Annotated in this window: 22 protein-coding genes; 21 read left to right on the top strand and 1 reads right to left on the bottom strand. The window is 40.7% G+C overall.

Annotated elements, in window-relative coordinates; genetic code table 11:
• Nucleotides 1-6: 6 nt before the first annotated feature.
• Complete coding sequence (locus VSAL_RS12020; protein WP_012550797.1) at nt 7-681, bottom strand: flagellar brake protein; 675 nt, start codon at nt 679-681, stop codon at nt 7-9.
• A 288-nt stretch (nt 682-969) separates the two neighbouring features.
• Between VSAL_RS12020 and flhA the strand changes: the two genes are divergently transcribed.
• The 21 genes from flhA (at nt 970) to ccmI (ending at nt 20,854) form a co-directional block, all read left to right on the top strand.
• The gene (gene flhA / locus VSAL_RS12015; RefSeq protein WP_012550796.1) at nt 970-3,063 is read left to right on the top strand and encodes a flagellar biosynthesis protein FlhA; all 2,094 of its coding nucleotides are present in this window, start codon (nt 970-972) and stop codon (nt 3,061-3,063) included.
• Nucleotides 3,064-3,096: 33 nt separating this feature from the next.
• Nucleotides 3,097-4,581: a flagellar biosynthesis protein FlhF gene (gene flhF, locus VSAL_RS12010; protein ID WP_017023448.1), complete on the top strand. Its 1,485-nt coding sequence runs from the start codon at nt 3,097-3,099 to the stop codon at nt 4,579-4,581.
• Nucleotides 4,578-5,468 (top strand): MinD/ParA family protein, encoded by an 891-nt coding sequence (locus tag VSAL_RS12005; protein WP_012550794.1) that lies wholly within the window; start codon nt 4,578-4,580, stop codon nt 5,466-5,468. The genes flhF and VSAL_RS12005 overlap by 4 nt, the downstream gene beginning before the upstream one ends.
• The gene (locus VSAL_RS12000) at nt 5,461-6,192 is read left to right on the top strand and encodes an RNA polymerase sigma factor FliA (protein ID WP_012550793.1); all 732 of its coding nucleotides are present in this window, start codon (nt 5,461-5,463) and stop codon (nt 6,190-6,192) included. The genes VSAL_RS12005 and VSAL_RS12000 overlap by 8 nt, the downstream gene beginning before the upstream one ends.
• 50 nt (nt 6,193-6,242) lie before the next feature.
• Nucleotides 6,243-6,611: a chemotaxis response regulator CheY gene (cheY, locus tag VSAL_RS11995; RefSeq protein ID WP_012550792.1), complete on the top strand. Its 369-nt coding sequence runs from the start codon at nt 6,243-6,245 to the stop codon at nt 6,609-6,611.
• Nucleotides 6,612-6,643: 32 nt separating this feature from the next.
• Nucleotides 6,644-7,363, top strand: coding sequence for a protein phosphatase CheZ (locus VSAL_RS11990; protein WP_012550791.1), 720 nt, complete (start codon nt 6,644-6,646; stop codon nt 7,361-7,363).
• Between the two features lie 9 nt (nt 7,364-7,372).
• The gene (locus VSAL_RS11985; RefSeq protein WP_012550790.1) at nt 7,373-9,544 is read left to right on the top strand and encodes a chemotaxis protein CheA; all 2,172 of its coding nucleotides are present in this window, start codon (nt 7,373-7,375) and stop codon (nt 9,542-9,544) included.
• A 15-nt stretch (nt 9,545-9,559) separates the two neighbouring features.
• Nucleotides 9,560-10,702 carry a protein-glutamate methylesterase/protein-glutamine glutaminase gene (locus VSAL_RS11980; protein ID WP_012550789.1) on the top strand — a complete coding sequence of 381 codons (1,143 nt, stop codon included), beginning with the start codon at nt 9,560-9,562 and terminating at the stop codon, nt 10,700-10,702.
• 9 nt (nt 10,703-10,711) lie between these two features.
• Nucleotides 10,712-11,479: a ParA family protein gene (locus VSAL_RS11975; RefSeq protein WP_012550788.1), complete on the top strand. Its 768-nt coding sequence runs from the start codon at nt 10,712-10,714 to the stop codon at nt 11,477-11,479.
• Entirely contained in the window at nt 11,479-12,570 is a 1,092-nt protein-coding gene (locus VSAL_RS11970) for a chemotaxis protein CheW (protein WP_012550787.1), read from the top strand. Before VSAL_RS11975 ends, VSAL_RS11970 begins: the two co-directional genes overlap by 1 nt.
• Before the next feature lie 28 nt (nt 12,571-12,598).
• The gene (locus tag VSAL_RS11965) at nt 12,599-13,093 is read left to right on the top strand and encodes a chemotaxis protein CheW (RefSeq protein ID WP_012550786.1); all 495 of its coding nucleotides are present in this window, start codon (nt 12,599-12,601) and stop codon (nt 13,091-13,093) included.
• A complete protein-coding gene (locus VSAL_RS11960; protein ID WP_012550785.1) occupies nt 13,093-13,554 on the top strand; it encodes a DUF2802 domain-containing protein in 462 nt (153 codons plus the stop codon). Before VSAL_RS11965 ends, VSAL_RS11960 begins: the two co-directional genes overlap by 1 nt.
• A gap of 270 nt (nt 13,555-13,824) precedes the next feature.
• Entirely contained in the window at nt 13,825-14,439 is a 615-nt protein-coding gene (ccmA, locus tag VSAL_RS11955) for a cytochrome c biogenesis heme-transporting ATPase CcmA (protein WP_012550784.1), read from the top strand.
• A 3-nt stretch (nt 14,440-14,442) separates the two neighbouring features.
• Nucleotides 14,443-15,111 (top strand): heme exporter protein CcmB, encoded by a 669-nt coding sequence (ccmB, locus tag VSAL_RS11950; RefSeq protein ID WP_012550783.1) that lies wholly within the window; start codon nt 14,443-14,445, stop codon nt 15,109-15,111.
• Between the two features lie 49 nt (nt 15,112-15,160).
• On the top strand, nt 15,161-15,913 hold the full coding sequence (locus VSAL_RS11945; protein WP_012550782.1) for a heme ABC transporter permease: 753 nt from the start codon (nt 15,161-15,163) through the stop codon (nt 15,911-15,913).
• A gap of 23 nt (nt 15,914-15,936) precedes the next feature.
• A complete protein-coding gene (gene ccmD, locus VSAL_RS11940; RefSeq protein ID WP_012550781.1) occupies nt 15,937-16,143 on the top strand; it encodes a heme exporter protein CcmD in 207 nt (68 codons plus the stop codon).
• Nucleotides 16,140-16,580 carry a cytochrome c maturation protein CcmE gene (gene ccmE / locus VSAL_RS11935; protein ID WP_012550780.1) on the top strand — a complete coding sequence of 147 codons (441 nt, stop codon included), beginning with the start codon at nt 16,140-16,142 and terminating at the stop codon, nt 16,578-16,580. The genes ccmD and ccmE overlap by 4 nt, the downstream gene beginning before the upstream one ends.
• A 41-nt stretch (nt 16,581-16,621) precedes the next feature.
• Nucleotides 16,622-18,580 (top strand): heme lyase CcmF/NrfE family subunit, encoded by a 1,959-nt coding sequence (locus VSAL_RS11930; RefSeq protein ID WP_012550779.1) that lies wholly within the window; start codon nt 16,622-16,624, stop codon nt 18,578-18,580.
• Nucleotides 18,580-19,131: a DsbE family thiol:disulfide interchange protein gene (locus VSAL_RS11925; RefSeq protein ID WP_044583307.1), complete on the top strand. Its 552-nt coding sequence runs from the start codon at nt 18,580-18,582 to the stop codon at nt 19,129-19,131. The genes VSAL_RS11930 and VSAL_RS11925 overlap by 1 nt, the downstream gene beginning before the upstream one ends.
• Nucleotides 19,131-19,643 (top strand): cytochrome c-type biogenesis protein, encoded by a 513-nt coding sequence (locus VSAL_RS11920; RefSeq protein WP_023603874.1) that lies wholly within the window; start codon nt 19,131-19,133, stop codon nt 19,641-19,643. Before VSAL_RS11925 ends, VSAL_RS11920 begins: the two co-directional genes overlap by 1 nt.
• Nucleotides 19,640-20,854, top strand: a complete 1,215-nt coding sequence (ccmI, locus tag VSAL_RS11915) for a c-type cytochrome biogenesis protein CcmI (RefSeq protein ID WP_012550776.1) — start codon at nt 19,640-19,642, stop codon at nt 20,852-20,854. The genes VSAL_RS11920 and ccmI overlap by 4 nt, the downstream gene beginning before the upstream one ends.
• Nucleotides 20,855-20,887: the final 33 nt, after the last annotated feature.

Genomic DNA, 20,887 nt, shown 5'->3' with positions numbered 1-20,887 from the left:
GGAGGTCTACAACTCCCACCCTTTTAATACGCATTGGTGATGAAGGGTCTGAAGATCGGAATCAGTAATGCTATCCGCATTGAACATCACGCCCACTTTCGACTTTTTCTCCTTCGCGTCTATATTCTTTATCTTCCCTTTAATGAGGATCGGCTCTAACGTATCTAATTGAATCGAGACACTAACGGGTTGATTAAGAAGATTGTCTGGATTTAATTTTGACGGAAAGAGTACCGCACACCCTCCTGCTGAAAAGTCACTTATCTTACCTGACAGTACATGGTTACCAACCGTAAGTTCACACTCAAATTCGGTTTCAATACGCTGATGTGTACGTATTTGTCTCATCGAGATACTTTTTGGTGCATGCAGACAAAGCATTTCCATTGGACGATAAATAACGGAGTGGATCTGTGTTCGAAACGCAATAACATCACGCAATGTGGTGTTTGTCATTGCTCTAAAGGTGACTTCCGCGCCTTCCAAATAAATCTTATTAAATTCTAAAGAGGTTGATGAAGGGTATTCAATAAAGATGTATTGGCCTTTTTTAAACCCAATTAACGTCGAGGTGGCTTGAGCGGATTGCCCATTTGGGCAGCTCACCTCAATGATCACTCTTCCTCCAATATCCATTTTATTTAGTACATTTTGATTCGTGCTTAGAGAAACACCAGTCATGCTATTTACCTGATAGAGATGTCATTAGACAAAGAGTGGAGCGATGATTATACAAAGGAAGAGTTATTTTTCAATCGTGTTTACTATTTTTCCTTAAGAATTAACTGGTTAATTACATTTATGTGAATGTTGTTCAAGAGATAGAAGGCCTGTCAGAAAAGAGGACTTGAGTGCCAAAAAACTGACATTAATCTGGCTCGAAAATTGCTTTGTTAGATGTAGCCGTAAATGATCAGACTAAGATTATTAATTTTTATTAGTAATAACAATGAGTAAGAAGCCTAAGTGATGAAATTTCAAATTCCACTACCGAATAAACTCTCTGCCTTAAAAGGCAAGAAAATCCCATCAATAGGTGCGCCGATTTTAGTGCTATCAGCACTAGCGATGGTGATATTACCGATCCCGGCTTTTTTACTCGATCTTATGTTTACGTTCAATATCGCCTTAGCAATGGTTGTATTGTTAGTGACAATCTACACTCGTAGACCTCTTGATTTTGCTGCGTTCCCAACCATTCTTCTTGTATCTACCTTACTTCGCCTTGCTTTGAACGTGGCATCGACTCGTGTGGTATTGCTGCATGGTCATGAAGGGCCGGGAGCGGCAGGTAACGTTATCGAGGCGTTTGGTAATGTGGTTATCGGCGGTAACTATGCGGTTGGTTTGATTGTTTTTATTATCTTGATGATCATTAACTTTATGGTTGTAACCAAAGGTGCGGGCCGTATTTCAGAAGTAAGTGCACGTTTCACCTTGGATGCCTTACCAGGTAAACAAATGGCGATTGATGCGGATTTGAATGCCGGCTTAATCGATCAAGAACAAGCAAGAACACGTCGTTTTGAAGTCACCAAAGAAGCTGACTTTTACGGTTCAATGGATGGCGCGTCAAAATTTGTAAAAGGGGATGCCATTGCTGGTATCTTAATTCTATTTATTAATATTATTGGTGGCTTTGCCATCGGTATGGCGCAATTTGATTTAGGTTTTAGTGAAGCGATTCAAATTTATACTTTGCTAACGATTGGTGATGGCTTGGTTGCTCAAATCCCATCATTACTATTGTCGATTGGTGCTGCGATCATGGTAACTCGTCAAAACACAGACGAAGACATGGGCGAGCAATTGGTGTTTCAATTAGTTGATAACCCAAAAGCATTGATGGTAACGGGTGGGATCATGTTTATCATGGGTATTGTTCCTGGAATGCCTCATTTTCCATTTATATTGCTTGCGATTCTGGCGAGTGGTTGGGCGTATTACCTAACGAAGAAAAAAGCACAAGAGGGAGAAGATAAAAAAGCAGCACCTCCAATGGAGTTGTCTTCTTCACAACCTAAAGAACTGTCATGGGATGATGTTCAACCTGTCGATGTGATTGGATTAGAAGTTGGTTATCGTTTGATCCCAATGGTAGATAAAGAACAAGGTGGCGAGCTTCTTGACCGTGTTAAAGGGGTTCGTAAGAAGCTGTCTCAAGATTTCGGTTTCTTGGTACCTGCGGTTCATATTCGAGATAATTTAGAACTGCCACCAAACGTATACAGAATTACCTTGATGGGTGTGGCCGGTGGCGAAGCTGAAATTCGTCCAGATAAAGAATTAGCGATTAACCCAGGGCAAGTGTATGGCTCGATTGAAGGTGAACCAACGCTTGATCCAGCCTTTGGTCTTGAAGCCGTATGGATAAACGAAGAGCAAAGAGAGCATGCTCAAGCCTTAGGCTATACTGTTGTAGATGCTGCAACGGTATTAGCAACCCATTTAAGTCAATTGTTAACAAATAATGCGGCGCAGTTATTAGGACATGAAGAAGTTCAGAACTTATTAGAGTTGCTCTCACAAAGCTCACCTAAATTAGTTGAAGGGTTAGTACCCGATCAATTACCGTTAGGGGCGGTTGTAAAAGTACTTCAGAATTTATTGAATGAAGCAATTCCAGTTCGTGATATTAGAACCATTGTCCAAACTTTGTCTGAATATGCGCCAAAAAGTCAAGAACCCGACATTTTGACGGCCGCCGTCAGAATTGCGCTAAAACGACTAATTGTTCAGGAAATCAATGGGGTAGAGGCTGAAATGCCTGTTATTACCTTAATCCCAGAACTGGAACAAATTTTGCATCAAACTATGCAGGCGTCAGGCGGTGAAACAACGGGCATTGAACCTGGTTTGGCTGAACGCTTGCAAGCTTCATTAACGCTTGCGACTCAAGAACAAGAGTTAAAAGGAGAGGCCGCTGTCTTGCTGACATCGGGGGTGTTGCGTTCAACATTAGCGAAATTTGTTAAGAATACAATTCCAAATTTACGAGTGCTTTCTTATCAAGAAATTCCAGATGAGAAGCAAATTAGAATAGTTCAAGCCGTTGGTCATTAATCGCGTCGACTTATTTAACGCAGGAATACGAAATTGAAAATTAAACGATTTTTTGCAAAAGATATGCGCTCAGCTCTAGTTCAAGTAAAAGAAGAACTGGGTGTTGACGCCGTCATTATGTCAAATAAAAAAGTCACTGGCGGTATTGAAATCGTAGCGGCAATCGATCCTAACGGTAGTTCAACGTCGTCTGCTGCGCCTGTACGTCGTGAAATTGAAGATGACAGAGTGAATGTAGGCAATAACAATAAAGGCTCTATGACGCGTCGCTTTGCTAATATGATAAAGCAATATGGTTCAAATTCAGGGGCTCCTGCTGAACCTGAAAAGACAGAGCAACGTGAAGAAGACAGTTTAGCGGCTTTGCTTCAGCGTCAATCTAAGTTTCAACATCAATCAGTATCATCAAAGCCTGCAACACACTCAAGACCTAAATTAGATACGTCTGAAATGACTCGTGCGATTCAAAGTAATCCAAACTTAGCGCACCTTATTTCGGATAATCCAATGAATGATCGTCCTGAGAGAATGCAGCCTAAATTAGATCCTTCTCGTTATGAGAAAGGAAGACGATCAAATCAAGAATCGAATGAAGATTTAGAAGGCATGCGTTCTGAAATGTCGTCTATTCGTCGTTTGTTAGAACATCAAGTGTCAGGATTAATGTGGCAAGAAGTCGAGCGTAGAGAGCCACTTCGAGCAATGTTAATTAAACGTTTAGAGAAAATGGGTTTATCTGAAGAATTAGCGGATCAATTAGCGTGTTATATTCCTGAAGATACCGAACCTAAAGACGCATGGGCATCATTACTAAAATTGTTAGCAGAGCAAATTCCAACCACTAAAGTCGATACATTGGCTCGTGGTGGTATTGTTGCTTTGCTTGGTCCTACTGGGGTTGGTAAAACAACAACAATCGCAAAATTAGCAGCAAGAGCTGCAATGGAATATGGACCAGATCAAGTTGCCTTAGTTACGACGGACACTTTCCGTATTGGGGCACAAGAACAATTGGCTATTTATGGCCGAATCATGGGTTGCCCAGTTCGAATTGCAAAAGATGCCGATGAACTTGCAACCGTCTTATATCAATTACGCAATCGCCGTTTAATTTTGGTAGATACTGCGGGTATGGGTCAACGTGATGTTCGATTAACAGAGCAATTAGACACATTAATGGAGCATAGTGGCTCACAAATAAATAGTTATTTAGTTATGCCAGCAACGGCACAACGCCGAGTGCTACAAGAGACGATCGATCACTTTAAACGTATCCCATTGTCTGGGTGTATTTTAAGTAAGATTGATGAGTCATTGAGCTTAGGTGAGTTAATTAGTGTAACCATCGAAAATGGGTTACCGATCTCTTATATTGCTAATGGTCAGCGCGTACCTGAAGATATCGTACTTGCTCAACCTAAATACCTAGTAGCTAAAGCAAATGAATTACTAGAAAAAGCGACGGAAAAGGACCCTCATTTCTGGAATAGCGACATGCCAGAGGCAAATAATTTATGATTGATAATAATATATACGATCAGGCTAGTGGATTACGACGACTGACCAAACCTACGTTGACCAAAGTGGTTGCCGTAACGGGTGGTAAAGGCGGCGTAGGCAAAACAAACGTAACATTAAATTTAGCATTATCACTTGCTCAGCAAGGAAAGAAAGTGATGGTGTTGGATGGCGATCTTGGCTTAGCAAACATTGATATCATGCTTGGTGTCCGTGCGCATAAAAACCTAGGTCACGTACTTGAAGGCGAATGTGATTTAGCGGACATCATTGTAGAAGGCCCGTACGGAGTGAAAATTATTCCCGCGACGTCTGGTACAAAATCGATGGCTGAACTTTCGCCTGTGCAACATGCAGGGTTAATCCGAGCTTTTAGTAGCTTAGAAGATGATATTGACATATTACTGATCGATACCGCGGCTGGCATATCTGACATGGTGACGAGTTTTGCTCGTGCTGCACAAGATGTATTAGTGGTGGTATGTGATGAACCAACGTCAATTACGGATGCATACGCACTGATTAAATTACTGAGTCGTGAACATAATGTTCAACGATTCAAAATTGTCGCTAACATGGTGAGAAGTTACCGTGAAGGCCGCGAGCTATTTGCAAAACTAACGTTAGTAACGGATCGTTTTTTATCTGCAAACATGGAATTAGTGGCTTGTATTCCATTAGATGAAAAAGTGCGTTTAGCGGTAAGAAAGCAAAAAGTAGTTGTAGACGCTTACCCTCGTTCACCTGCGGCATTAGCGATGAAGTCATTAGCGAATAAAATCGTGACATGGCCTGTGCCTAAAGCACCAAGTGGACATTTAGAATTTTTTGTAGAGAAACTGCTACGAAATGAAAAAACCAGCGAAGTAGAGGACGACTATGTCTAATACCTTAACTTACGATCATAAAGGCAATGTGAACAGTCAGAAAGCATTTTTAGAGCGCTATTCTGAACTGGTAAAACGCATTGCCCATCACTTAATGGCAAGATTACCAGCAAGTGTATTAGTTGATGATTTAATACAGTCTGGAATGATCGGCCTGTTAGAAGCACAACAAAATTATGACGGCAGTAAAGGCGCAAGTTTTGAAACATACGCTGGAATAAGAATCAGAGGTTCGATGCTGGATGAAATTCGACGCGGGGACTGGGTTCCTCGCTCTGTTCATAAGAATAGTCGAATGGTTAATGCAGCAATTAAAGCACTTGAAGCTAAACTTTCTCGCGAACCGACCGATAAAGAGATAGCAGAACATTTAGAATTACCGTTAGATCAGTATTATCAGATACTTAATGATGTAAATTGCGGTAAACTTGTAGGTATGGAAGATTTAGGCGTTTCCGAAGATGTAATAACAACGGAAGAACACGCTGATGATAATATTCCATTTCAAGGTGTTGTAGATGAACATTTTCGAGTTGCTCTTGTGGAGGCGATTAAAACCCTTCCAGAAAGAGAAGCTTTAGTTTTATCTCTTTATTATGATGAAGAGTTAAATTTGAAAGAAATTGGTGCAGTTATTGGTGTCAGCGAGTCTCGTGTCAGCCAAATACACAGTCAATCAATGCAACGACTACGGGCCAAGTTATCAACTTGGACAGTAGAATAATTAAATCCCGTTACTTTGTGCCCTCACTGGAGGCGATTTTGAATAAAAACATGAAGATCCTTATTGTTGATGACTTCTCAACAATGCGCCGTATTGTAAAAAACTTATTACGTGACTTAGGTTTTAATAACACCCAAGAAGCGGATGATGGTTTAACAGCATTACCATTGCTTAAAAAGGGCGGTTTCGATTTTGTAGTAACAGATTGGAACATGCCAGGCATGCAAGGGATCGACTTGCTAAAAACAATTCGTGCCGATGGCGAATTAAAACATTTACCTGTATTAATGATCACCGCTGAAGCAAAACGCGAGCAGATCATTGAAGCCGCTCAAGCGGGTGTTAATGGTTATATTGTTAAGCCATTTACTGCTGCAACATTGAAAGAAAAATTAGACAAGATTTTTGAACGTTTATAAGAAAGTGTTGCGTAAGTAAGGACCACCTAACAATGATTTCATTAACAGATGCCAAGGAACTTGTCGCTTTATTAGAAGACGGCAAGCAAGAAGAAGCCAATCAATTGGTTGCCGCACTCGCCGTTCCTCAAGAGCAGCCAATGCTTCAAGAAATAGGATCTTTAACTCGTGATCTTCACGAATCATTAAAGAACTTTAAACTTGATCACCGCGTTGTTGCTATTGCTAATGATGAGATCCCTGATGCACGTGATCGTTTGCAATATGTGATTGATAAAACGGAAATAGCCGGCAATAAAACCATGGATGCTGTTGATCGTTCATTACCTATTGCTGACGAGTTGCATGAAGGACTTCTTCAGGTTCGTCCTCAATGGAATAGCCTAATGAAAGGTCGAATTGAGTTAGCTCAATTTAAATCTTTATGTCACAACATTGATGGACTTCTTACTCAAGTTGAAGGTAATAGCTCGGAACTTCGTAACGAGTTAACCAACATTTTAATGGCGCAAGACTTTCAAGACCTTTCCGGTCAGATAATTAAACGTGTAATAACATTAGTTCAGGAAGTCGAAGACCGACTGGTTGATATATTGACGTTGTTTAAAGTTGAAGAACGCCTAGGTGCTGCAGAAGACGAATCTAAAAAACCGTCTAAAGCTGAGGGTCCTATTTTGAACCCGCATGAACGTGAAGACGCTGTGGCATCGCAAGATGATGTCGATGATTTATTAGCCAGTCTTGGATTTTAGAGGAATATTATGAGCTTTGAAATGGATGAAGACATTCTGCAAGATTTCTTAATTGAAGCAGGAGAAATTCTTGAGCTACTTTCTGAACAATTAGTTGAATTAGAGCAACGCCCTGATGATTCTGATTTATTAAATGCAATTTTCCGTGGTTTCCATACAGTAAAAGGGGGCGCAGGCTTCCTTTCATTAACTGAATTGGTTGATGCATGTCATGGTGCGGAGAATGTGTTTGATATCCTTCGTACTGGTAAACGCAAAGTTACCTCTGAGCTGATGGATACGATTCTAGAAACGCTAGATACCGTGAACGTTATGTTTGGTTCAGTGCAAAATGGTGAGCCTTTAGCGCCAGCATCGCAACAGGTTTTAGATGAGTTACATCGTCTAAGCAAGCCGACAAGCGAAGATGAAGTTTCCGTAGCTGCACCTGCACCAGCCGTTGTCGCTCCTGTGATCACTGCGACTTCAGCTATCCATGATTCTGTGGATGACATTACAGAAGATGAATTTGAGAAACTGTTAGATGAATTGCACGGTAAAGGAACGGCACCTTCAGCGGTGACTTCTGCGCCAGTTGCGTCAACTCCTGTTTCTTCAAATACCGTGAGCTCTATGCCTGAAGGCGATATTACTGATGATGAATTTGAGCGTTTACTTGATGAGCTACATGGTTCAGGTAATAGCCCGACAAATTCATCGGTAGCGGCCGTGTCTGCTCCGGTTGTTGACACAAAATCAGCCGATATTGCGATGTCTGGTGATTCAGATGTAATGTCTGATGATGAGTTTGAAAAGTTATTAGATCAGCTGCACGGTTCTGGTAAAGGCCCAACAGATGAAGAGTTAGAACAAGCGGTTAAGCCTGCTTCTTCAATGGTAGAAACGCCAGTGGTAGAAAAAGCACCGGTAGTTGAAGCTCCGCTTGCGCCAACAAGAACACAAGCCCCAAAACCGGTTGAAGCACCTAAGCCAGTTCAAAAAGCGCCAACTAAACAACAGAAATCACAAGCAGAAAGCACGGTACGTGTTGATACATCAACGCTAGACAACATCATGAACATGGTGGGTGAATTAGTATTGGTTCGTAACCGCTTAGTGAGTCTTGGTTTGAACAGCAATGACGAAGAAATGTCTAAAGCAGTTTCAAACCTTGATGTCGTTACTGCTGATATCCAAGGCGCAGTAATGAAAACACGTATGCAGCCAATCAAGAAAGTATTTGGCCGCTTCCCACGTGTTGTTCGTGATTTAGCTCGTACTCTGAAAAAAGACATTGTGCTTGAAATGCGCGGTGAAGAAACGGATCTAGATAAAAACTTAGTGGAAGCACTTGCTGATCCATTGATTCACTTGGTTCGTAACTCTGTCGATCATGGTATTGAAATGCCAGATGTTCGTGAAAAAACGGGCAAAGATCGTACCGGTAAAGTGATTCTGTCTGCTTCACAAGAAGGCGATCATATCTTACTAAGCATCATCGATGATGGTGGTGGTATGGACGCTGATAAGCTTCGTGGAATCGCGGTTAATCGTGGTTTGATGGATACTGATGCAGCCTCTCGCCTTACGAACAAAGAATGTTATAACCTTATTTTTGCACCTGGTTTTTCAACGAAAACTGAAATCTCAGACATTTCAGGCCGTGGTGTAGGTATGGATGTTGTGAAGACAGCCATCAACCAATTAAATGGGTCTATCGATATTGATTCAAGCATGGGCGAAGGGACTAAGATTGTAATCAAAGTACCATTAACACTCGCTATTCTTCCTACATTAATGGTAGGGGTTGCAAACCAGCCGTTTGCATTGCCACTAGCAAGTGTGAATGAGATTTTCCATCTTGATCTTTCTAAAACAAATATTGTTGATGGGCAGCTAACGACCATCGTTCGTGAAAAATCGATACCATTATTTTATTTACAAGATTGGCTTGTTTCTGGTGCTCGTAAAACAGAGCGCACGGGATTAGGTCATGTAGTCATTATTCAATTAGGTGCTCAACGCGTCGGTTTCGTGGTTGATACATTGATTGGACAAGAAGAGGTGGTAATTAAACCTCTTGATGAATTACTGCAAGGCACTCCAGGAATGGCAGGTGCAACCATCACTTCAGATGGTCACATCGCACTTATTCTTGATGTTCCAAACTTGCTTAAGCGTTATGCAGTACGTATGCATTAATGCACAAGGATTGACATGGCAATAAAAGTATTAGTTGTTGATGATTCAAGCTTTTTTCGACGTCGAGTGAGTGAAATTATCAACTCAGATCCACGCCTTGAAGTCATCGATGTAGCAACAAACGGCAAAGAAGCCGTTGAAAAAGCACAATCTTTAAAGCCAGATGTTATCACCATGGATATAGAGATGCCTGTTATGGACGGTATCTCAGCAGTTCGAGAAATCATGAAAGTGTGCCCAACACCAACTTTGATGTTTTCTTCGTTAACTCATGATGGTGCAAAAGCGACATTAGATGCGTTAGATGCGGGTGCATTGGATTTCTTACCAAAGAAATTTGAAGATATCGCCCGTAATCGTGATGAGGCGGTTTCATTGCTTCAACAGCGCATTGTTGAGATTGCACGTAAGAAATTGTTTATGCGTCGACCTGCTTTAGCTACTCAAGTGACTAAAACTGAGCCTAGAGCAGCGGCAACAACAAGAGTAACTGCGTCACGAATTACATCGCCAATGAGCGCTGAACCAGTAAAAGCAGTGCCAAGTGCACCTATTGGTCAACGCTTTAAAGCAACGGGTAAAAAATATCAGCTAACCGCAATAGGGACTTCAACCGGAGGCCCTGTGGCATTACAAAAGATATTAACGGCACTTCCTGCTAATTACCCACATCCGATTATTTTAGTTCAGCATATGCCAGCAACGTTTACTGCTGCGTTTGCCGCTCGATTAAATAACTTATGTAAGATCCAAGTGAAAGAAGCGCAAGATGGCGATATTTTAAAGCCGGGTTGTGCGTATTTGGCTCCAGGTGGCTTACAAATGATGATTGATGGTCGTCCTGGTTCTTCTCGTTTGAAGATCCTTGATGGTGGTGAACGCATGAATTACAAACCATGTGTTGATGTGACTTTTGGCTCCGCCGCGAAAGTGTATGGCGATAAAGTATTGTCTATGATCTTAACGGGTATGGGAGCGGATGGTCGTGAAGGCTGTCGTATGCTTAAAGCTGCTGGCGCAACCATTTGGTCTCAAGATGAGCAAAGTTGTGTTGTCTATGGCATGCCACAAGCCGTCGATAAAGCCGGTTTGTCTTCAGAAAGTTTGCCGATAGAACGTGTCGCTGAACGAATGCTTGTTGAAGTTGGATTAAAGTAGGAAAACCGAATGATTGTCTGGAGCATAGCAAACCAGAAAGGTGGTGTGGGTAAAACAACCACAACAATTACACTGGCTGGTTTATTAAATGAACGTGGTAAACGAGTACTTATGGTGGACACCGATCCACACGGTTCGTTAACTACGTACTTAGGCTATGATTCAGACAATTTACCTTCTAGCTTATTTGGGTTATTTCAACTTCCAACGATAAATAAAACAACCGTGAAACCGTTTGTTTTACACAGCAAGGTACCGGGCTTAGACATTATTCCTGCACATATGTCATTAGCGACACTTGATCGTGTGATGGGGAATCGAACCGGCATGGGATTGGTCCTTAAGCGTGTATTAAAAGCGCTTGAAGATGAATACGATTATGTACTTATTGATTGCCCACCGATCTTAGGTGTCATGATGATTAATGCCTTAGCGGCCAGTAATCGTGTCTTAATTCCAGTTCAAACTGAGTTCTTAGCAATGAAAGGCTTAGAACGTATGATGAAAACATTAGCCATCATGCAAAGAAATAAACCGTCTTTATTTGATGTTACGATCATTCCAACAATGTATGACAAACGAACGAATGCGTCGTTACAAACATTAATGGAACTGAAGCATATGTATACTGATCAAGTGTGGGCTTCAGCCGTTCCTATTGATACAAAATTTAGAGATGCAAGTCTAAAAAGAATGCCACCGTCTTTTGTTTCTCCAAACAGCCGTGGTGTTTTTGCCTATAAAACGTTGTTGAACTACTTGGAGCGATTAGTTTAATGACGAGTTTCAAACCATTGACCAGTGAAGAAGCACTCGAAGATTACTTTTCAGCATTATTAAATGAAGAGGTTATTGAGCTTGAAGATGATCAAGATATTGAGATCATTTTGCCAGAGCCAGAGCCAGAGCCAGAGCCAGAGCCAGAGCCAGAGCCAGAGCCAGAGCCAGAAATTACATGGACATCTGAAACGGTAATGGTAGAAGATCAGGTTACTTCTCACTATCAACCACAATTAGCACAACACATTGATGATGACGATGAATACCCATTTGAGCTGCCTCAATTGGAGGATGTTCAACGATTATTAAGTCAATTAGAGAATTCACAACTTGAAGCTCAGGTTGAAATTGATTCATTAATTACTGATGAATTCGTAAAACAAGAAAAAGAAGATCTCGCTGTTGAAACGACAATAGTGTCTCAAGATGTGGTTAATGACATTGAGAGTGAAGAATCGAAAGAAGAACTGGATCTTTCTGATTGGGATATTTCAGATAAAATTGTTACTAAAAAACCAGAAGAAATAAAAGAATTCGATTCGATTTCTGAAGAACCTGCAATTGATTCAGAGATAGAATTAGAGACTCAAACAGGAAAATCACCTCCTTTGAGTGGATTAGATTGGAAGAACTCAGAATTAGATGAAGAGTTCCAAGTCTTATTTTTTGAAGTGATGGGCGTTACTTTTGCTGTGCCATTGGCTCAATTAGGTGGCATACATCAGATCACGGAATTGAATCATTTAATTGGTCGTCCTGATTGGTATCTTGGGTTACAAAATAATCGAGAAACCACCATTGATGCGTTAGATACCGCGAAATGGGTGATGCCACAAAGCATCAAAAATGAGAGCTACAAAGAGAATTACCAATACCTTGTTATGCTTGGTGATAGCAAATGGGGATTAGCGTGTAATGCGTTAGCCGGAACAGAAACATTAACCAGTGATCGAATTCGTTGGCGTGAAACCGCAGGAAAACGTCCGTGGTTGTCTGGAATGGTAAAAGAGAAAATGTGTGCCTTGATTCACGTTGAGGCAATGATTACGATGCTTAATGCCGGTCTCGACATTAAGGGAATAGAGTAAGATAACTCTAAGAGGACGAGGAAATACAATGTCTCAGTATAATCAAGTAGAGATCCGTAAAGATAAAGTAAACGATGAAGTACTACAATGGGTAACTTTTCAATTAGAAGAAGAAACCTATGGTATTAACGTGATGCAAGTTCGTGAAGTATTACGCCATACAGAAATTGCGCCAGTACCAGGTGCACCAGACTACGTTTTAGGTATTATCAACCTTCGTGGTAACGTCGTAACAGTTATTGATACTCGTTCACGTTTTGGTTTAATGCAAGGCGAGATCAGTGATAATACACGCATCATTGTGATTGAATCAGAACATCAAGTTATCGGTATCCTTGTTGATAGCGTGGCAGAAGTTGTATACTTACGTTCATCAGAAATTGATACAACGCCAAGTGTTGGAACGGAAGACAGCTCTAAATTTATTCAGGGTGTTAGTAACCGTGAAGGCAAACTACTTATCTTGGTTGATCTTAATAAACTTTTGTCTGAAGACGAATGGGATGACATGGCAAGCCTATAATGGTCGATATTTTAACTCAGCTCTCAGAGCTACTAGCTGCAACAGCAATGATCCTTGTTTTGGTTTTCTTCTTTGTACTAAATAGAAGAAATAAGCAACTCGTGCAACAGCTGACAGAAGCGAAAGCGCAGTATAAAAACCTTCAAGATGAACAACAAAAGCTGCAAAAGCAATTTGTTGAATTTCGTTCTGGCTCTATTAATATGGGGCAGAAAGTCGCGGAAATGACTCAATTAAGTCAACATTTTGATGACCGATTAAATGAACTTGAGAATACGGATGTCGACAGTCGATTGTATTCAAGAGCAAATAAATTGGTTCAACTGGGTGCAGGGATTAATGAGCTTATGGAAGAGTGTGAACTTCCAAAAGCCGAAGCTGAGTTAATGATGTCTTTACAAGCCAAAATTGTTGGCGGTAAAGGCACTATGCCACCATTAAGAATGGAAGACGAAGAATAACGATTTCTTCAGATTAACGAATTCAAAAGCTCCTTATTTAAGGGGCTTTTTTCGTTATGGGATATGGTAAAAAATGCACCTACCCATAAGGTGGTATTTGATTTTTTAATATATAACCCTATGAATTAAATGTGGATTTTTTTCATTATGAAAATGAAACTAAATGACATATTTATTTACTTATCTATGCAAATAGATTTGTTTTATATCTAAGTTTCCCTGTTTTTGCTGTGCTAGAATACTTTCAATATTCTCAAATGATAAAAGTCTATGCTAGAAATTCGTAATGTAACCTGTATTCGAGATGAAAGAGTTTTATTTGAACAACTCAGCTTTACCGTATCAGACGGTGAGTTAATTCAAATAGAAGGTCAAAATGGTGCAGGAAAAACCACATTATTGCGAATTATTGCCGGTCTTGGTTATTCTGATGAAGGTGATATTTATTGGAATGGCGAATCGATTAAACAGAATCGAGAAGAATTTCATTCCGCGTTACTTTTTCTAGGTCATCACACGGGTGTAAAACGTGAGTTGACAGCATTTGAAAATCTGGCTTTTTATCAATCAATGCATAACGACTATAATGAAGAGGCTATTTGGGATGCACTTGCTCGTGTTGGCTTAGCGGGCCGAGAAGATGTTGCAGCAGGACAATTGTCCGCAGGACAACAGCGCAGAGTTGCATTAGCTCGTCTTTGGTTGAGTAATCATAAGTTGTGGGTTCTTGATGAGCCATTAACTGCAATTGATAAGCAGGGCGTTAAGGTGTTGGAGCAGTTGTTTATGGATCACGCAAAACAGGGTGGAATTGTCTTGCTAACGACGCATCAGGATTTATTTACTGACAGTAATGAATTGAAAAAAATCAGGTTAGGTGAGTAATAGATGTTTTCTTCAATGACTACGATAATAAAACGTGAATTATTGATCGCTTTTCGTCGTAAAGCCGATGTTTTAAACCCATTATGGTTTTTTATTATCGTGATTACCTTATTCCCATTAAGTATTGGCCCTGAGCCAACTCTACTTGCGCGTATTGCGGCGGGTATTGTTTGGGTTGCTGCTTTATTGTCTGCCTTACTTTCTCTTGAACGTTTATTCCGAGACGATTTTTCCGATGGCTCATTAGAACAAATGATGTTAATGCCAAGCCCATTGTCGGTTTTAGTATTAGCCAAAGTGTTTGCTCATTGGGTACTGACTGGCCTGCCGTTGATTATTATCAGCCCATTACTGGCTATTTTATTATCCTTAGATTTCAATACATGGTTAGCCATTGTACTTACCCTATTACTTGGAACACCCACACTGAGTTTTCTTGGTGCCGTAGGGGTTGCATTAACCGTGGGTCTGCAAAAAGGGGGAGTGTTGCTAAGCCTTCTTATACTCCCACTTTATATACCGGTTCTAATTTTTGCGACATCTGCAATTGATGCTGCAACTCTAGGGATGGCTTATAATGGCCAACTTGCTATTTTAGGAGCGCTTCTTATGGGCTCCGCAACATTGACTCCGTTTGCCATTAGTTCGGCACTACGAGTCAGTGTGCAATAAATCATAATTATAATTATAATTTTTATATTTAAGTAAGTGAGATAAACCAATGTGGAAATGGCTACATCCTTACGCTAAACCAGAAAAAGCGTATCAATTAAGTACTACACTGCTACCATGGTTTGCGGTGATCTCTATCATCAGTTTGACCGTTGGGACCATCTGGGGCCTTGCTTTTGCACCTTCTGATTATCAACAAGGTGACAGTTTTCGAATTATTTACATACACGTACCTGCTGCTATTTTGTCTATGGCCGCTTATATGTCGATGGCGATAGCTGCTTTTATTGGTTTGGTTTGGCAATTAAAATTGTCTGATATGGCCGCGGCAGCAATGGCGCCTATTGGTGCGGTATTTACGTTCATCGCTTTACTTACTGGTGCCGTTTGGGGCAAACCTATGTGGGGTGCTTGGTGGGTATGGGATGCCCGTTTAACGTCAGAATTAATTCTTCTATTTTTATACCTAGGGGTTATGGCCTTATATAACGCGTTTGATGATCAACGAACCGCTGCTCGTGCTGCGGGTATTCTTGCTATTGTTGGTGTGATTAATCTGCCAATCATTCACTTCTCTGTCGAATGGTGGAATACGCTTCATCAAGGTGCAAGTATTACAAAGTTTGATAAACTTTCGATTTCTTCAGATATGTTGTGGCCTTTACTATTAAATATCATAGGCTTTGCAACTTTCTTCGGTTCTGTGACTCTTATTCGTTTTAGGAATGAAATTTTAGCAAAAGAGAGTCATCGTCCTTGGGTTAGAGCATTGGTAGAGACTAAATCTACCGTCTCTAAATAATGTAAGAGAAGGGAATTACTGTTATGCATTTTGAAACATTAAGTGATTTTTTTGCCATGGGTGGTTACGCCGCTTATGTATGGGGTGCTTTTGGCGCTACTTTTCTTTCTTTATTTTGGATTCTATTTTCTAGCCTTGGAAAACGACGCCAATTATTAAAAGAAATTGAGCAAAGAATGGCAAGAGAAGAACGAATTAAAAAAGCAAAAACTATGGAGAATACATTATGAATCCAAGACGTAAAAAGCGCCTAGGGTTGATCCTTGCTCTAGTCCTAGGGGCGAGTGCAACGGTTGGGTTGATGCTTTATGCATTGAATCAAAATATGGATTTATTCTATACCCCAACAGAATTAGTGAATGGTAAGCCTGATGGAACAAAACCTGAAGTCGGCCAACGTTTACGTATCGGTGGTATGGTTGTTGTAGGATCGGTTAAACGTGATTCTCAGTCTTTAGAAGTTCGTTTTCAAGTCGAAGACATTGGCCCTAAAGTCACCGTTATTTATGATGGTATTCTTCCTGATTTATTCCGTGAAGGCCAAGGTATTGTCGCGCAAGGTGTTCTTGTTGATGCGACAACAGTTAAGGCTCATGAAGTATTAGCGAAACATGATGAAGAGTACATGCCGCCAGAGGTTGCAGAAGCGATGAAAAAAACGCACTAACCTCTTAAATACACAGAAGAACAAAAACAAGGAACTGGTCAATGATTCCAGAACTCGGTCATTTTGCGATGATTGCCTCATTAGGACTTGCTGTCCTATTGAGTATATTGCCTATGTACGGTGCAAGCCGTGGCAATAAAGCATTAATGCAAAGTGCAAGACCTCTCGCTTGGGGGATGTTCCTACTCCTCAGTTTATCATTTGGGATCTTAATGTGGGCATTCTACGTTAACGATTTCACTCTCCAATACGTCGCAAGTAACTCAAACAGTTTACTGCCTTGGTATTATCGTTTAACGGCGGTGTGGGGGGCTCATGAAGGTTCATTGCTTCTTTGGGTATTAATTCAAGCAGGTTGGACTGTGGCTGTAGCGACATTTAGTCGTGGTATGCCTCAAGAGTCTGTTGCTCGAGTATTGGCAGTGATGGGCTGGATTACCCTTGGTTTCTTACTGTTTATCATTTTAACATCGAACCCATTTTTACGTACTCTGCCATTTTTTCCAATTGATGGACGTGATTTAAACCCATTACTTCAAGATCCTGGGTTGATCATTCATCCACCAATGCTTTATATGGGCTACGTTGGTTTCTCTGTTGCGTTCTCATTTGCTATTGCGTCATTAATGACGGGTCGATTAGATACTGCATGGGCTCGTTGGTCTCGTCCTTGGACGATTGCTGCATGGTCATTTCTAACCGTAGGTATCTCTCTAGGTTCGTGGTGGGCATATTATGAACTTGGCTGGGGTGGTTGGTGGTTCTGGGATCCAGTAGAAAACGCATCATTCATGCCTTGGCTTGTTGGTACCGCATTAATGCACTCATTAGCGGTAACCGAGAAACGTGGTACGTTTAAAGCTTGGACCGTTCTACTTGCAATATCAGCATTCTCATTAAGTTTATTAGGTACGTTCCTTGTTCGTTCTGGCATCTTGGTATCGGTTCATGCCTTTGCTTCTGATCCCGCTCGAGGCATGTTCATCCTTGCCTTCTTAGTGATGGTTATCGGTGGTTCATTACTGCTGTTTGCTTTAAAAGGTTCTTCAGTTCGTGTTCGTGGTAATTTTGCTCTCTTTTCTCGTGAAAATGCATTATTAGCCAATAATATTTTATTAATAACGGCTTTAGTTGTTGTTCTTGTTGGTACGTTATTACCCTTAGTACATAAGCAACTTGGTTTAGGCTCAGTCTCAATCGGTGCACCGTTCTTCGATATGCTATTTGCATGGTTGATGATCCCATTTGCATTTTTATTGGGTATTGGTCCTCTGATCCGTTGGAAGAAAGATAATTTAAATAGTCTTGTTAAACGTATGGTAATCACAGGAGCGGTAACCGTTCCTCTTGCTGCTGTAATGATGGTTATCTTTGCAGATAAGTTCCTATTTATGGCTTACCTAGGTTGGATGATGTCAATTTGGATCATTATTCTTCATGGTTTTGAAATGTATGAACGTGCAACTCACCGTCATACACTTGCTGTTGGTTTAACGAAACTTGGCCGCAGTCATTGGGCGATGGTATCTGCACATATCGGTCTTGCTATTACGATTATCGGTATTGCAATGGTACAAAACTACAGTATTGAAAAAGACGTACGTTTGGCACCTGGTGAGCACATTGAAATGAATGGCTACCAATTCTACTTTGCTGGCATTCGTGATACTGATGGTCCTAACTATGATGGTTATACCGCTGATTTTGATATTTCGTTAGATGGTAAAGCCATCAATACATTACATGCTGAAAAACGTTTCTACGCAACGTCTGGAGCGATGATGACGGAAGCGGCGATTGACCGTGGCATTACTCGTGATCTATACATTGCGATGGGTGAGCGTTTAGATGACAACCGTTCATGGGCTGTACGTATTTATTACAAACCGTTCGTTCGTTGGATCTGGGCTGGTACTCTATTCATGGCATTAGGCGGTGTGTTAGCAATGTCTGATAAGCGTTACCGTTTCCGTAAAACATCGAAAAAACAGGAGGCATAATAATGAAAAAGTTTTTATTTGTGCCACTCGCTTTGTTTTTACTTTTAGTTGCCGTGTTTGCTACCCAATTAACGCGTAACTCAAATGGCGATGATCCAACAAAACTGGAATCAGTTTTAGTGGGTAAACCGGTACCTGAATTTCGCTTAGAAGATCTAGCGGAAAAAGGTAAGCTTTATGATCAAAGTATCTTTAGAGGCGAACCTCTGCTTCTAAATGTATGGGCGAAATGGTGTCCAACATGCTATGCAGAGCATCAATACCTTAATACGCTGGCAACTGAAGGCGTAAAAATTATTGGTATGAACTATAAAGATGAGCGAGCAGGAACGGTCAAATGGCTTAAAGAATTAGGTAATCCATACTTAATTACGTTGTTTGATGGTGATGGCATGCTAGGAATGGATTTAGGTGTTTATGGTGCGCCTGAGACGTTCTTAATCGATAGAAATGGCATCGTTCGCTATCGTCACGTTGGTGATGTAAATGATCGTAATTGGAATGAGAAACTAAAACCAATGTACGATCAACTAGTTGCGGAGTCTAAATAATGAAGATGATATTACGTAAATTGAGTCTTCGTCTTGCTGCTATTCTTGCGTTGAGCTTTTTTGCTGCTCAAGCAAGTTATGCCACTATCGATTTGTATAAATTTGATTCACCAGAACAAGAACAGCAATTTAAAGAATTAGGGCAAACCTTGCGTTGCCCTAAATGTCAGAACAACAACATTGCTGATTCAAGTGCTGAGCTTGCTCAAGACATGCGTCACAAAGTGTATGAAATGACCAAGCAAGGTAAATCTGATGATGAGATCGTTTCTTATATGATTGATCGTTACGGTAACTTTGTTACTTATGATCCACCGCTAACTGCTGGTACGCTTGTTTTATGGTTAGGTCCATTGGCTGTATTAGTGTTTGGATTTGGTTTCATTGTACTTCGTAGCCGTAAAAGCAAAACCGTAACTGAAGACAATTCAGAAGAGTGGGATAACGAACATGAAGATCGTTTGAACGCATTACTAGATGACACTAAAGAAGATGGGAAGGTAAACAAATGAGTTTGTTTTGGATTTCAACCTTAGCCCTAATTTTTGTTGGTATCGCATTCATCGTTCTTCCGCTATGGAAAGCTAAAGCGCAAGATGATGATGCTCGCCGAGATGAATTGAACAAAGCGTTCTATAAAGATCGCTTACTAGAGTTAGAAGAAGAAGACGCTGAAGGTCTTGTGAACAATCAAGAAGAGTTGATCACAGAGCTTAAACAATCATTACTTGATGATATTCCAGCGCCAGAGAAAGCACAGCAAGACAGTATGGATGCAAAATTATTCATCTTGCCATCTATTCTTGTGTTTGTTGCTATTTCTTACGGTTTTTACTTTAAGTTCGGTAATATCGATAAAATTGAAAAATGGCATGAAGTTTCTGAACGTTTACCTGAGTTATCAAAACAATTGATGAATCCTGAAGGTGTTTCGTTAAGTGATTCTGAAATGATCGATTTAACGTTAGGACTTCGTACTAAATTGTATGAAGAACCAAACGATGCAATGGGTTGGTTGTTATTAGGTCGTATTGGTATGGCTAACCGAGATATTGATACTTCTGTTGGAGCAATGCAAAAAGCTTATAAGCTTAAGCCTGACGATGTTGAAATTAAATTGGGTTATGCGCAATCATTAATGCTTTCTGGTGACGATGCGAAAGCAGAGCAGTCGAAGACATTACTTCGTCAAGTTCTGCGTCAAGACTCAACCAATCTACGTGCATTATCATTATTAGCGTTCAGTGCGTTTGAGCGTCAAGATTATAAAGGTGCAGTATCTGCTTGGAAAGCGATGCAAATGCTGATTGGTCCTGATGATTCACGTTATGAAATGCTAGTACGCAGTATTGAACGAGCAAAATCTAAGATGAACCCAGAAGCGACTTTAGATAAGCAAGTTCCTATCACTGTGAATTTAGGCTCTAATGTGACGTTACCTTCACAAGGTGTCGTGATTGTTTCAATTCACCCTGCGGATGGTTCTGCTATGCCTGTTGCAGCGGCTCGTATCCCACTCAGCCGTTTTCCTCTGAAAATCATGATGTCAGATGACAATAATATGATTGAACAGCGTAAGCTGTCGGATATGCCTGATTTTATCGTTCGTGCACGTATTGACCAAGATGGCAATGTGTCTACGAAAGAAGGAGATTGGTATGGTGAGAGCGCAGTCAGCACATTAGGAAAGAATGTATCGCTTGATATTGATAAGCAATACTAATACCTTTTAGCAAATGTCATACTATGACGGGCA

Source organism: Aliivibrio salmonicida LFI1238 (assembly GCF_000196495.1).
GTDB lineage: Bacteria > Pseudomonadota > Gammaproteobacteria > Enterobacterales > Vibrionaceae > Aliivibrio > Aliivibrio salmonicida.
Note: the sequence above shows the minus strand (reverse complement) of the source record. Positions and strands in the feature narration are given on the sequence as shown.

What these genes read in the sequence shown, in the direction of transcription:
- VSAL_RS12020 (WP_012550797.1), bottom strand. Translation starts at nt 681, where the DNA reads ATGACTGGTGTTTCTCTAAGCACGAATCAAAATGTACTAAATAAAATG.
- VSAL_RS11985 (WP_012550790.1), top strand. Translation starts at nt 7,373, where the DNA reads ATGAGCTTTGAAATGGATGAAGACATTCTGCAAGATTTCTTAATTGAA.
- ccmA (WP_012550784.1), top strand. Translation starts at nt 13,825, where the DNA reads ATGCTAGAAATTCGTAATGTAACCTGTATTCGAGATGAAAGAGTTTTA.
- ccmB (WP_012550783.1), top strand. Translation starts at nt 14,443, where the DNA reads ATGTTTTCTTCAATGACTACGATAATAAAACGTGAATTATTGATCGCT.
- VSAL_RS11990 (WP_012550791.1), top strand. Translation starts at nt 6,644, where the DNA reads ATGATTTCATTAACAGATGCCAAGGAACTTGTCGCTTTATTAGAAGAC.
- VSAL_RS11945 (WP_012550782.1), top strand. Translation starts at nt 15,161, where the DNA reads ATGTGGAAATGGCTACATCCTTACGCTAAACCAGAAAAAGCGTATCAA.
- VSAL_RS11930 (WP_012550779.1), top strand. Translation starts at nt 16,622, where the DNA reads ATGATTCCAGAACTCGGTCATTTTGCGATGATTGCCTCATTAGGACTT.
- cheY (WP_012550792.1), top strand. Translation starts at nt 6,243, where the DNA reads ATGAAGATCCTTATTGTTGATGACTTCTCAACAATGCGCCGTATTGTA.
- VSAL_RS11980 (WP_012550789.1), top strand. Translation starts at nt 9,560, where the DNA reads ATGGCAATAAAAGTATTAGTTGTTGATGATTCAAGCTTTTTTCGACGT.
- flhA (WP_012550796.1), top strand. Translation starts at nt 970, where the DNA reads ATGAAATTTCAAATTCCACTACCGAATAAACTCTCTGCCTTAAAAGGC.
- VSAL_RS11965 (WP_012550786.1), top strand. Translation starts at nt 12,599, where the DNA reads ATGTCTCAGTATAATCAAGTAGAGATCCGTAAAGATAAAGTAAACGAT.
- VSAL_RS11960 (WP_012550785.1), top strand. Translation starts at nt 13,093, where the DNA reads ATGGTCGATATTTTAACTCAGCTCTCAGAGCTACTAGCTGCAACAGCA.
- VSAL_RS11975 (WP_012550788.1), top strand. Translation starts at nt 10,712, where the DNA reads ATGATTGTCTGGAGCATAGCAAACCAGAAAGGTGGTGTGGGTAAAACA.
- VSAL_RS11920 (WP_023603874.1), top strand. Translation starts at nt 19,131, where the DNA reads ATGAAGATGATATTACGTAAATTGAGTCTTCGTCTTGCTGCTATTCTT.
- VSAL_RS11970 (WP_012550787.1), top strand. Translation starts at nt 11,479, where the DNA reads ATGACGAGTTTCAAACCATTGACCAGTGAAGAAGCACTCGAAGATTAC.
- VSAL_RS12005 (WP_012550794.1), top strand. Translation starts at nt 4,578, where the DNA reads ATGATTGATAATAATATATACGATCAGGCTAGTGGATTACGACGACTG.
- ccmI (WP_012550776.1), top strand. Translation starts at nt 19,640, where the DNA reads ATGAGTTTGTTTTGGATTTCAACCTTAGCCCTAATTTTTGTTGGTATC.
- ccmD (WP_012550781.1), top strand. Translation starts at nt 15,937, where the DNA reads ATGCATTTTGAAACATTAAGTGATTTTTTTGCCATGGGTGGTTACGCC.
- VSAL_RS12000 (WP_012550793.1), top strand. Translation starts at nt 5,461, where the DNA reads ATGTCTAATACCTTAACTTACGATCATAAAGGCAATGTGAACAGTCAG.
- ccmE (WP_012550780.1), top strand. Translation starts at nt 16,140, where the DNA reads ATGAATCCAAGACGTAAAAAGCGCCTAGGGTTGATCCTTGCTCTAGTC.